Source organism: Microcystis sp. M090S1 (genome assembly GCF_020246295.1).
Classification (GTDB): Bacteria; Cyanobacteriota; Cyanobacteriia; order Cyanobacteriales; family Microcystaceae; genus Microcystis; species Microcystis aeruginosa.
On record NZ_JADBTF010000271.1, the window covers coordinates 1 to 12,240 of the forward strand.

The following is a 12,240-nucleotide window of genomic DNA, read 5'->3' on the forward strand; positions in this document are numbered from 1 at the left end:
GCTTGTTGTAATACCTGCGATGGTACTTCGCTTAACCACTCATACTCTTTTTTTAAGGAAGGCAGCAGCTTAATTATTTCGTCTCTGCTTAATCCTTTTCCAGTTTGCTTGTAAGTTTCAGATGTCAAGTTTAGGGCGTAATTGTAAAACCATCTAGCACAGCCAAACGACTTGGCGAGCAAAACTGATTGCTCACTGGTCGGATAGATTCTGTACTTAAACGCTTTTAACATCTTGTTTACCAGACTATATTTACCATGGTAAACTATGCAAGGCTAAACTGTCAAGGATTTAATCGTGCTTCGCTGTTTTATATTGGTCGGGGTTTCATCCTGTCAGTACGAGGGTCTTCACCCCGACATTTTTGATAAATTATGAATTATGAATTGGAAGTGGGGAAGTGGGAAAGTGGGGAGCTTTTCAGTGATCAGTAAACAGTGAACTGATAACTGATAACTGATAACTGATAACTGATAACTGATTAACGGACATTTTGAGCGATAAAATCTTCGATGAGTTGTTCTAAAGCGGCCGAGGAGGCGCGGGTAATCAGAAAACATCTAAACTCCTGGCCTTGACTGAGATATTGGGAATAGGCCGCCTGTAAAAAAGGTTTATAGCCGGGGTTTTTGCGAATATACACCTCAAAAAAGGCCAAAGATAGGGAATGGGCGTAACTATCGATCACATAGGGTGCGGGCAGGGTAAGATCGGCTATGGATTCGATCGCTTCGTTAATTCCCGCGTCTAGTACCGAAAAATCGACGTGAGCTTGACCTTCAATCAGCGCTAAATATTTATTTTCGGTGTTGAGCAGGGGAAAAGAGCGCACCTGTTCAAAAATAGCGGGGGTAGCGGGATCGTAGGTTCCTGCCGCTACAAAAGTGGGAATTTCGATCTTAGCTAGTCCTTTAGCCCCGAAAATACTCCAATTAAACGGATTAACCGCAAAAATCGCTTTTATTCTCGGATCGCGAAAGTTGTATTCTTCTCGGGGTAAATCCAAAGCACGACACTGCAGCAAGAGGGAGACATTGAGAAAAGCTAATCTTCTTTGGCAGTCCCGTTGTAAATTCTCGAAATCGATCGTCGCTCCACCCACGGCTAAGGCTGTATAACCGCCGAAGGAATGTCCACCAACTCCCACATTATCTACATCTAATTGCCCCTGAAATTCCCCCGCGTTGCGTCTTTGCAATTCATCGATCACAAAAGATATGTCCAATGGACGATTGACAAATTCGTTGCTATCAAAAACCATCCCCGATAAACCGGCGAGCAGATTCTGCACCTGTAGGGTATCACTGCCGGGGTGTTGGGGCATGGCGACGAGATAACCGTAACTAGCCCAGTGTTCCGCTTGTCGGAGAAAATCTTCGGGACGAGAAGCTAAACCGTGGGAAAAGACAATAACGGGGGTTTTCTGGGTTAATTGCCCCTTGGGTTTCACAATGATTAGATAAAGTTCCCTCTGACGACGGCTATCGGTTAAATCCAGCCGCATTTGTTCTACTTGTCGCGGTCCCGGTTGTCGGGGGTCGGTCATGGCGGTAAAATTAATTTCACCAGCCTTTTTAGCTTCTTCTAAGGATAATTGCGCCACCTTTTCCGTGAATACTGTGGTCGCTTTCAGGACGATATCGATCGCCCTAGCTAATCTTTGCACTCTTGTCACATCAATCTGCATATTAGTGGGCAGATTACGCAGCAGGTTAAGAATAGTTACCCCTCCCGGTTCAAAAGCTGATTTAATTAGGGCAGAACGCAGAGCGAATTTACCATTAATACCCCCTTGAATGGTGATCAGTTCCCCTAAAAGGTTGAGGATATCTTCCCCCATTGTGGTGTTAAAAAAGCGCGAGATCAGGACGGGATTAATTTCTTTACTTGTGGTTAAAGCTTGACGAAATTCTCTTTGTTGTTCGGGTGTGGTATTACCTAAATATTGTCTTAGATTAGCGTCAATTCTGCCAGTCTCGACAAACTTTTCTAGGGAACTAATTTCTAGGGTACGACTAAAGGGCGGTAAGATAAAAGTGATTCTCTCGGCCGAGAGGACAGGAAAGCTAGTCAGTATCGTTCCCAAGCAACCAAGAGCGATCAAGCGACCAATTTTAGCTAATTGCAACAAGTTTTTCGGCTCCTTTTCTTTCTGCGATCCTATTCCCTCTGGATTATAACAGTAACCTTTCAGTTTTTAACCGTTTTCTTGCTTGACTATCAACAAAAATTATCAATTTGCCACGGTCGATAATCTTGACCTAGAATAACGGGTAACAAGTCTCGAAAATTCCAATCTCGCCGATTTCAAGCTACCTAATACCGGCGGTAGTCAATGATAACCGCTCACTGCTCATGGTTTAAGGGTAAAAATGCCAAAGTTGCCACTACTTTCACCCCAAATTCTTCCTCAAAAACAGGTTTTTTATAGTCTAAACTCCACAATTCTAAAGCACAATCATCTTCAGCATTATTGGGAAAAAGATGCAGATGTAGGGTTCTATATTCAGGATCGTACTTACATTCAATCTTTTTAATCGCTCCTATTTGTCGCCGATCTAAAGCCACAGCCAAGCGCAGTATAGCACTTAAATGTCTGACCATATACTGATAGTATTCAGTTAATTTCATAAAATCATCGTGCCTTTTCTTCGGCTTACTTTTGCGATGATAACGAGCGATATTAGCGATCACTTCTAACTCTATTTCCGTATAGCCCAACAGTTCACCATTGCGAATTAAATAATAGGAATGTTTATGATGGGCAGCATGACTAACATATAAACCACTATTATGCAGTATAGCCGCCGCCCATAATAAATCTTTAGCCTCCTGATTCCAAGAATGTAATTGTGCTTGGGTTTGCTCGAACAAAGACAGGGAAAATGCCGCTATTCTCTCAGCAGATTCTAAATTAACTTGATACTTTTTCGCTATTTTCAAGACACTGCGCTGACGGATTTCACTCTGATAAAGTAACCGATTATCAATTAAACCGTGCGTCAGCATCCAATCGACGATTACCCCTTCTCGCAAGGCCCTTTCACAGAGAACTAACTTATCAAGATCTAACATGGTCATCGCTTCCAAAAGCACGATCGAACCGGCTAGAATTATCTCGGCCCGTTTATCGGACATCCCCAGAATTGCCAGTCTTTGGTGATAGTCCAAAGTGGCGAAACGTTTGACCAATTCTTTGACATCTTTGCGGGTTAATTGATAGCCATTTAAAGGATTGGGAATTTCCCCCAATTTCTCCAAAGCATGGATAGTCATCAAAGTTTCGATCGTCCCAGAAGTTCCCACTAAACGCGGCACTTCTCCCATCTGTAAATGATGTTTAATTTCCTCTACTGCCCGCTCTAACATTCCGCGGGTGTATGCTCTTAAATAGGCTAATTCTGTGGGAGTAATGGGATCGGTGGTGATCAAATCTTGGGTCAAACGCACAGCCCCGATTTTGGTACTACTAAGAAAGCGAATTTCTTGACTATCAGCTAAGATTAATTCTGTGGAACCACCACCGATATCGATAATAATATGGGCTTGATTTTGGAAATCCATTCCCGAGACGACACCGAGATAAATCCGGCGCGCTTCCTCCTGTCCGGAGATGAGATTTACAGAAATACCGACTTCTTTCTCGATTAAAGCCAAAAATTCGTCGCCGTTGGTCGCTTCCCGGGTGGCGCTAGTGGCAACGGCAATAATCTGATCCGCATGGAGACTAATAGCCAGATCGTGACAGCGTTTTAAAGCGGCGATCGCTCTTTCCATGGCCGCTAGGGTTAATTTACCGGTTTTCCTATCTCGATCGCCCAGACGGACTGTATCCTTTTCTCTGGCAATAATCGTAAAAGCAGGTAAAGACGGTTCAATTGCCACTACTACCATGTGAACCGAATTCGTACCAATATCGATCGCCGCCAGGATTTGGACATCGGAGGCTTTTGCCTGGGGCGCTAGTCCCCGATTGGGTATAACTTGATTAGAAATATTCACCATCGCTTATCAGTGATCAGTTACCAGTCGGGGGATAGGGGTTAGGGAAAAGGGCAAATAACCTTATTTGGCATCGGGAGGGATGTAACTCCGCCGCCTCTGACACCCGATCGATCGGGGTTGGTCTTATTATCCCTCTAATTGCCCGCCTCGGCGCCGCAATTTTAGCTTTGTATAGCAGTTATCTTATTCGTCAATATACAATTTTCGCTGCTCCAGGGCCAATTGCCGGAATTCCCCCTCCCCAAATTCTCCCTCCCTGGGACGGCGCTCTCGATCGCACTCGACTAAATAAATATAATCACAATCAACCCCTTCTAAATTAGTATTTTCGGCGATTTTCCAAGCTTCGATACAAGCACCCGTCAGGGTGGCTCCCTGTAAATTGGCTCTCATCACGTTACTATGGGCTAAATTTGCCCCTTCTAGATTAGCGTAGGCTAAATTTGCCTCGCTGAAATTTGCCCTAGTCAGGTTGGCATTTTTGAAGTTAAACCCGTAAAGATTCAGTCCGCGAAAATTATAGCCAATATAAGCTTTATTTTCCCCTTGACCAGTAACCAGAAGATTTCTCATCGCAACTTCGTCCAGAATTGTCTTTTCCCAGCGCGCTCGCTCGATGCCCGATACCAGATAAAATCGAGTTCTAGTTAAATCTTTTGCCCTTAAATCAGTGGCTTTTAACTGCGCTCCCGTGAAATCGGCTTCTTGCAGATTTGCCCCGCAAAAATTTGTACCTTTACTGGCTAAAAAAGCAATTGCCATGGATTTCGTGATCGTTTCTCTCGATTCTTCTAGGGATAACCAAGCCAGATAAGCGGTGAATAAAGTACCACAAACCCCAACAATCAAAGCTATAGAAAAAGTTCCATTCATCACAGCTATTCCAGCTAATGCTCCCTGAAAAACTAATATAATTCCTGTCAATAAAGTTAAAGTTAAGCTGATGCAAATTGCTAGGGTAAAACTTATTGCTTGACCAGAAATCAAGGATAAAACTAAGGGCAATCCCCCAACTCGCTGACGATAAAATATTCCGTAAATTAGAGATAAAATCGTGATTATACCCGCACCAATAATTTTAAATTTGGTTACATCTGTCACCAGCATTAAAGCTAGATAATAACCAGCTAATCCCCACAGATAGCCGCAGACAGCCGCTATTAACCAAGAAATTAAAATTAATTGTAGCCGACCGCGCTTTAGTAATCCTGCCCTAGCCTCGGTAAATTTAGTTCCCTCTAAAATAGCCCCTTTAAAATTAGTGCCACGCAGATCGGCTTGACTAAAATTCGCCCCCGATAAATTCTTTCCGTGAAAACACTTTCCTTTTAATTTTACTCCCGTAAAATTGCGTTTCCCTTTGGCATATAAATCCAGTACCTCACTTGCTCTCATAGAAATTAAAGAGTTCTGTTTTTGGCTTGATTGATTAATGTAATTCATAACAACTAAGTAAGTAAGTGGTTATAATTAAATTGAAGATAGATTTTGTCTTTGATCCTCCCTGCCCCCCTTAATCCTAGGGCCGATTCATAGTAGGGTTGATTCATGAATCAACCCTACCCTTCTATCCCTTATAGGGATCTTTCTTAACAATTTTTTCATTAAGCACTCCAACTCTTATCCTGACTTGATTTCAGTTTTTTCTTTGTCAGTAAGGGTGTCAACAAGGAATATTACAAATTGTTAACCGAGTCTTGAAAGCGTTGTGCTACAAAGGTTTGAAATGTTAAGAAAGATGTGACTAATGGACAGCCTTGATAAGGGGGGTGTCTGATAATTTTTAACGCCTACCTACTTATTATCTTTTTAAAATTGGCTTTGGTTATTTGTTGGCAATTTATACTAAATCGGTTTTGAATAGTGCGATGAACTCCCAAGTTATGGATTGTTTCTCCCCGCTCCCCCGCCATCCTATCCCTTGTAAACAGGATTTAGTATAATACAGATTTAACTGGACAGACCCCTGGGGATGAGGGACTTTTTTAGGGGCAATCCACGGCAAAAACAGCCCCTAAAACTGATTATTGACCCGGACTTGGTGTTTCTATCGGGGACTCTGGGGAAAGGGGAGTCGATTCAACTATTGGCGGTGGGGCCGGAGGTTGGAGAATATTGCGCCAGCCTTGCATTTGGGAGCGAGCCGAACTGTAAGCGGTACTTTCCCGGGATACGGATTCAGCAAGGCGAATAGCTTCCAGATAACGACCATTATTAGCATTGTCCGTGGCTAAAGACAAAAGCTGATAACTCCAACGTTCCAGCAATTCAGTCCGTTGCACACCCGCATCGGTTTTAGTGGAAATATTGGTAACTAAAGCAATCGCCCGGGTTAAACCTTCTGCGGTTCCCGTCGCCGCTAATTGATTAGCCTGTTGAAGATTTTGACGGGCCCGCAACTCTCGGCGCCAACGACGGATATTTTGGGAAGCTTCCGAGGAAAGAGTGCGACCGGGGGGAATTTGATTGGCAGTTTCGATCGCTGTGCTATAGTCTTTGAGATTGGCCAAAGCTTGAGCCTGATCTAAAATGGGTTGATCCTCCATGCGTTCAATCCGCACTTGCCAGCCGCCAATTTCCCGTTGAGCATCTCGGTATAAGGCCCGATTCTTAGCGATTGCCCGCGCCTGAATAATAGCGTTACTGAGGGAATTAATATCGCCGGGGAGAGCAATTTCCCGCGCGCGTTCTAAAATCGGCCGGTCTTCAATCACTTGTATTTGACGATTCCAAGAGCCAATTTCCTGCTGTGCTTGCGACCAGAGGGGATTATTACGGGGAACCTCGCCCGCTTTCGCGATAGCGGCGCTATACTGCTCGATCGTACCTGCTTGTGCTAAATCTCTAGCCTCGGACAGTATTCTTAGATCCTGTACCTGTAACTGCCAGCGCTCCCTCATAGCTAGGGCCGTTTGATGGAGAGGTCGAGAAGCGTCGATTTGTTCTAGTCCCAGTATGCCAGCTTCCAATCCCTCCACCGTGCCGGCTTCCGCATCTAAGGCCGCTGCGGACAAGAGGGACCAATCGGTGACATCTTCTTTAATTTTGAGGTCTTTGGGGGTTTGGTTAGCCAAATCCCGGAGAGCTTGCCATTGCTTCCGCTCAATTAATCTTTCGGCGTATTCTTGCAGTTTATCCTCGGTTTTCCCGATTAATTTTTCTGCCTCCTGATAGGCATAACTGCTGGCTTGAATTTTTCTAGCTTCTTCGATGACTTTGACCCAATTGTCGAGACCGCCCCGGGCGAAGAGATTAAAGGCATTATCTAATTTACTGCTATCTTCCCGGGCGACGGTAATTTTAGCGAGCGCTTCATTATATTTAACCGTTGCCCAGTATTCGTTATTTAAGTTCAATAAATCCACCGCTAGACGGAAAGATTGATTCCAGTTGGAAGCGCGGAGATTTTCCTCTAGTTTGCTTAAGATCTCGTTGCCTTCCGTCCAAGTTCCTTGCCACTTAGCGATTCTTTCTTCAATAATTGCCGCTACTGCCATATTATTGGGTATTTGACGAGCTTTAGTGATCGCTTGCTGTAAATTTCCCGCTTGATAGTCTTTTTCAGCCAAATTCAGGATATCTCGCGCCCATTCTTCCACCTGTTGATTAACTTGCGATCGCAAGGGATGGTCATCGGGTAAAGCTTCCACTAGGGCAATTGCTGCGAGTAAACCCTCCACGGTGCGACTATCGGCGGAAAGTTGAGCGCAGTAGAGACGCAGGGAGGCAGAAGCGATAGGCCAGAAGATTTTTGGGCAATTGGGCGACTTCTGCATATTTAATAACTGCCAAGTGGCGAGAAAGCCAACACCGCCAAAGACCACGACAAATAAAGCCGCCCAAACTTTCCAAGTGAAACGATGCTGGTATCGGTACCAAAAGAGAAAAAGAAAAGATTTAGTTTTCTCTGGCCAACGAGTCAGGGAGTCAATCGATTCTCGTTTGACTAGATTTTTGGTTAATTCTTTTCCTTTAAACATTCACGACTCCCTGACGGATATTTTAGATAGATTTTACCTTAATGGCGCTCATTGCCCAACTTCTCAGCAAGATTCAGCTTGTAGAGACTCGACTAATTCGATTAATTGCGTCTCGTTGGCACTATACACTTCCCGACAAAACTCACAGATGGCTTCCGCTTGTTTATCCTTTTCGATGATGTCTTTTAATTCATCGACCCCGAGGAATTTTAAAGCTCCTAGGGCCCGTTCAAAAGAACAATCACAATCAAAACGCAGCATCTGCACAGCCGGAAAAATTTCTAGACCCATATCTCCGAGAAGTTCCTGAAAAATATCTTCTAGTCCTTTTCCTGCCCGTAAAAGGGGCGTAAATCCCGTTAATTTTCGCAATCTCGACTCTAAACGAGCCACCAAGACCTCATCCCGGGACGCTTCTTTAGAGAGAACTTGTAATAAAATTCCCCCGGCTGCCGTCACTCCTGTGGTCGTACCGACAAAAACCCCCACTTGCAAAGCGGAGGGAATTTGTTCCGATTGGTCGAGGTAGTAGGCGATATCTTCCCCCACTTCCCCAGAAACTATCTCGACGATGCTTTCTTGAAGTTCATTTCTCCCCTCGCCTTTTTCTTCCCGTAAGACTCGCACATAACCCTTGTCACCCACGGCGCGACCCACATCTAATTTACCCTGAGCATTGGGGAGTAATTCCACCTGGGGATAGTCCACATAACCCCGCACCGTGCCATCGAGTCCCGCATCAACTAAAACACCGCCTAGGGGACCGTCGCCTTTAATGCGAATATTGACCCGAGAACCGGGTTTTTTTAAACTGGAAGCCAAGACCAAAGCCGATGCCATCGTGCGACCGAGAGCGGCAGTGGCTACGTTAGATAATTTATGTCTTTGGCGGGCTTCTTCCGTTAAACGAGTGGTAATCACTCCTACTACTCTAATTCCGCCATCGGCGGCCGTGGCGCGGATTAATTTATCTGCCATACTACTTACTGTTATCCTTGGAAAACGCTGTCCCGATTTTTAGTTATTCTTTAACTAACTTAACAAAAATTATCAGACAACAATATGTTCGGCAATTTTCAACAAAGTCAGCTGCGTATCGAAATCTCGGCCAGTGAACAGGCTATCCGGGATAGTTTGCTCAAAACTGCTCATCTCCGTCAATGGCTGTGGCCGCAAATGCTCTCGCCCAATCTACCCGATAAATTAGAGGAAGGCTTGACTTTTACCTCTTGGTTAGGTTTAATTCCCGTACAACATCAGGTTTTATTGGCCAATGACCAGTGTTTACGCTTGCTTTTGAGTCAAGGTATCGATGGCTATCACGAATGGTATTGGGGCGATGGTTGGTTACAATCGCGTTTAGAAGGCATTTCTCTCCTTCCCCTCAATCTCGGTCAAACTCTCAGTTTGTTGAAATTACGACTATTTTTGAGCAATCAAAAGTTAGAAGTGCGGGATTTAGGAGTGGCTAGTAAGTAAATCGAACTTTAAAAACCCAATTATGGATTGTCTCTCCCCGCTGCTCACTCTCCTACACCGGGAGAGTGGCTGCACTATGCCAGTCCGAGACCATTGACAGGGCAAGAACGGGGGTCTTCACCCGACATTTGAGATAAAATCGATCTAGTTAAAAATTTAATTCCGAAACTATGTTCGACGCACTGGCCGACCGCTTAGAAGACGCATGGAAAAAATTACGAGGTCAAGATAAAATCTCCTCGGCCAATATACAAGAAACCCTAAAAGAAGTCCGTCGGGCTTTATTAGAAGCAGATGTTAACCTACAGGTGGTCAAGGGATTTATTGCTGAGGTCGAGAAACAAGCCCTCGGCGCTGAAGTTATTTCTGGAGTCAATCCCGGTCAGCAATTTATCAAAATTGTCTATGATGAATTAGTCAAAATTATGGGGGAAAGCAACGTTCCCCTAGCCCAGGCCGATAAACCCCCCACCGTAATTTTAATGGCCGGGTTGCAAGGGACGGGAAAAACCACCGCCACCGCCAAATTAGCCCTATATCTCCGCAAACAGTCCAAAAGCTGCCTGATGGTGGCTACCGATGTTTACCGTCCGGCGGCCATTGACCAATTAATCACCCTCGGTAAACAGATAAATGTTCCCGTCTTCGAGATGGGTTCTCAGGCTAATCCCGTCGATATCGCCCGTCAAGGTGTGGAAAAAGCCAAAGAATTGGGCGTAGATACCGTTATCATCGACACCGCCGGTCGTTTGCAGATAGATACCCAGATGATGGGCGAACTAGCACAAATCAAGAAAATTGTCAAGCCCGACGACACTTTATTAGTGGTGGATGCGATGACCGGTCAGGAAGCGGCCAGTCTTACCAACACTTTTCACCAACAAATTGGCATCACGGGGGCAATTCTCACCAAACTTGATGGCGATACTCGCGGTGGGGCTGCCCTATCAGTGCGGCAAATATCGGGACAACCGATTAAATTTGTTGGTGTTGGCGAAAAAGTCGAGGCTTTAGAGCCATTTTATCCCGATCGCCTTGCCAGTCGCATCCTCAATATGGGTGATGTCCTGACGCTAGTGGAAAAAGCTCAGGAACAGTTAGACCTAGAAGACGCGGCCAAAATGCAGGCCAAGATTTTAGAGGCTAAGTTTGATTTTAATGACTTCCTCAAACAGATGCGGCTGTTAAAAAATATGGGTTCCCTGGGGGGAGTCTTAAAGTTAATCCCCGGTCTAGGCAAACTGAGCGGGACAGACATCGAAAAGGGCGAAAAAGAGTTAAAACGCACGGAAGCGATGATTAATTCCATGACCACGGAGGAACGCGCTGACCCCGATTTATTGGCTAAGTCTCCTAATCGTCGTCGTCGCATTGCCAAAGGTTCGGGACATCCGGAAACGGAAGTTAACAAACTAATTACTAATTTCACCAGAATGCGATCGATGATGCAACAGATGGGACGGGGACAAATGCCCGCTATGCCTGGGATGCCCGGGATGGGTGGCGGAATGTTTGGGGGTGGCAATCAACCGGGGTTCCGCGGTCAGGGTGGCAGCCCGAAAAAACCGAAGAAAATCAAGAAAAAGAAAGGTTTTGGCGATTTATAGAGGCTAAAAATGTTGAAATCCAGAGCTTAAACTTAGGTTTCTACCGTTGGCTAATTTTATCTCTTTCCCGGGGACAATTTGACCGATTATCGCCCCATCTTCCCCCACTTTCTCGAGCAATTCTCTGGCACTGTCCGGGGGCAAACACAAAACTAACTCAAAGTCTTCACCGCCGTATAAAGCCCATTCTAGAGCTTTTTCGGCTCCTACATATTCTTTCAGGGTTGGATGCAGGGGAATCGTCTCGATTTCAGCACCAACCCCACTACAGCGACAAATTTGCATGATGGCATCTGCTAACCCGTCACTGCTATCCATGCCGGCGATGGGAAATTGCTTGACAATTTTTTGTAAATGTGGTATGCAATCAAGTCTCGGTCGCGGCCGTTGATGGGCTTGGATTAATCGCTTTTTTTGGGCGGAATTTAAATTCCTCCCGGTTTCAGGGTGAAAGAGTAACTCTAATCCAGCCCGCGATAAACCGTGATAACCAGTAATAACGATGCTATCGCCAACTTTTGCGTTAAAACGTCTAATTTCTTCATTTTTTGCCACTTGTCCCAGGGCGGTGATGCTGATGTTAATCTCCGTGGCCCGACACAGATCACCACCGACGATCGCCGTCTGATATACTTGCAGACAAGAGCTAAGACCCCGATAGAGTCCTTCTAGCCAATCGATGGCTAGATCGGGAGTTAAAGCCAATCCTACCGTAATTCCCAGGGGTTCTGCCCCCATAGCCGCTAAATCGGATAAATTAGCCGCCGCCGCTCGCCAGCCCACATCTTCCGGAGAGGTGGTAATATCGCTAAAGTGGACGTTATTAACTAAAACATCAGTGGTGACAACCAGAGAATAACCCTCCTTGAGGGATAAAATCGCCCCATCATCACCGATAATCTCCGCAGGACAATATTTTTGCAGAATCGGTAGCAATCCCTGTTCACCCAAATCTTTAACGGTTAAATTCATAATTTCTGGGAATTGAACAATGCAGCTTCTAAAAAGTCTTTAGTTAGGGCTGGCTGAATAAATGTGAAATGTAGGCAAGGTAGGGGTTTTGTGGCTTTACGAGCGAAACAGATGTAAGATTTTGAGAGAATCGTCGTTTAAAACCTGGCGTCTTCATCGGCCCGCGTCCTGTAGGGGCGAAGCATTCGGGCAATAAC

9 protein-coding genes are annotated in these 12,240 nt (G+C 45.2%); 2 read left to right on the forward strand and 7 right to left on the reverse strand.

Features of this window, described 5'->3' with window-relative positions; genetic code table 11:
• The 6 genes from IM477_RS11990 to hslO all read right to left on the reverse strand — a co-directional run.
• A partial coding sequence (locus tag IM477_RS11990) for a helix-turn-helix domain-containing protein (RefSeq protein ID WP_287731876.1) occupies positions 1-233 on the reverse strand: 233 nt, incomplete at its 3' end.
• A gap of 248 nt (positions 234-481) precedes the next feature.
• Entirely contained in the window at positions 482-2,131 is a 1,650-nt protein-coding gene (locus IM477_RS11995) for an alpha/beta hydrolase (RefSeq protein WP_287672944.1), read from the reverse strand.
• Positions 2,132-2,346: 215 nt separating this feature from the next.
• Positions 2,347-4,005, reverse strand: a complete 1,659-nt coding sequence (locus tag IM477_RS12000; RefSeq protein WP_287731877.1) for a Ppx/GppA phosphatase family protein — start codon at positions 4,003-4,005, stop codon at positions 2,347-2,349.
• 183 nt (positions 4,006-4,188) lie between these two features.
• The gene (locus tag IM477_RS12005) at positions 4,189-5,400 is read right to left on the reverse strand and encodes a pentapeptide repeat-containing protein (RefSeq protein ID WP_287731878.1); all 1,212 of its coding nucleotides are present in this window, start codon (positions 5,398-5,400) and stop codon (positions 4,189-4,191) included.
• 629 nt (positions 5,401-6,029) lie between these two features.
• The gene (locus IM477_RS12010) at positions 6,030-7,985 is read right to left on the reverse strand and encodes a coiled-coil domain-containing protein (RefSeq protein ID WP_287731879.1); all 1,956 of its coding nucleotides are present in this window, start codon (positions 7,983-7,985) and stop codon (positions 6,030-6,032) included.
• Positions 7,986-8,048: 63 nt separating this feature from the next.
• The gene (gene hslO, locus IM477_RS12015) at positions 8,049-8,963 is read right to left on the reverse strand and encodes an Hsp33 family molecular chaperone HslO (protein ID WP_287731880.1); all 915 of its coding nucleotides are present in this window, start codon (positions 8,961-8,963) and stop codon (positions 8,049-8,051) included.
• An 84-nt stretch (positions 8,964-9,047) separates the two neighbouring features.
• On the opposite strand from hslO, the gene IM477_RS12020 reads away from it, so the two are divergent.
• Together IM477_RS12020 and ffh are read left to right on the forward strand one after the other, a co-directional pair.
• Positions 9,048-9,464: a hypothetical protein gene (locus IM477_RS12020; RefSeq protein ID WP_147069222.1), complete on the forward strand. Its 417-nt coding sequence runs from the start codon at positions 9,048-9,050 to the stop codon at positions 9,462-9,464.
• 170 nt (positions 9,465-9,634) lie between these two features.
• Positions 9,635-11,071, forward strand: a complete 1,437-nt coding sequence (gene ffh / locus IM477_RS12025) for a signal recognition particle protein (RefSeq protein ID WP_287731881.1) — start codon at positions 9,635-9,637, stop codon at positions 11,069-11,071.
• Positions 11,072-11,074: 3 nt separating this feature from the next.
• Here the strand turns inward: ffh and thiL are convergent, their stop codons facing one another.
• Positions 11,075-12,043, reverse strand: coding sequence for a thiamine-phosphate kinase (thiL, locus tag IM477_RS12030; RefSeq protein WP_287731882.1), 969 nt, complete (start codon positions 12,041-12,043; stop codon positions 11,075-11,077).
• Positions 12,044-12,240 lie beyond the last annotated feature (197 nt).

Coding starts and splice junctions, on each gene's coding strand:
- ffh (WP_287731881.1), top strand. CDS start 9,635: ATGTTCGACGCACTGGCCGACCGCTTAGAAGACGCATGGAAAAAATTA.
- thiL (WP_287731882.1), bottom strand. CDS start 12,043: ATGAATTTAACCGTTAAAGATTTGGGTGAACAGGGATTGCTACCGATT.
- IM477_RS12000 (WP_287731877.1), bottom strand. CDS start 4,005: ATGGTGAATATTTCTAATCAAGTTATACCCAATCGGGGACTAGCGCCC.
- IM477_RS12020 (WP_147069222.1), top strand. CDS start 9,048: ATGTTCGGCAATTTTCAACAAAGTCAGCTGCGTATCGAAATCTCGGCC.
- IM477_RS12005 (WP_287731878.1), bottom strand. CDS start 5,400: ATGAGAGCAAGTGAGGTACTGGATTTATATGCCAAAGGGAAACGCAAT.
- hslO (WP_287731880.1), bottom strand. CDS start 8,963: ATGGCAGATAAATTAATCCGCGCCACGGCCGCCGATGGCGGAATTAGA.
- IM477_RS12010 (WP_287731879.1), bottom strand. CDS start 7,985: ATGTTTAAAGGAAAAGAATTAACCAAAAATCTAGTCAAACGAGAATCG.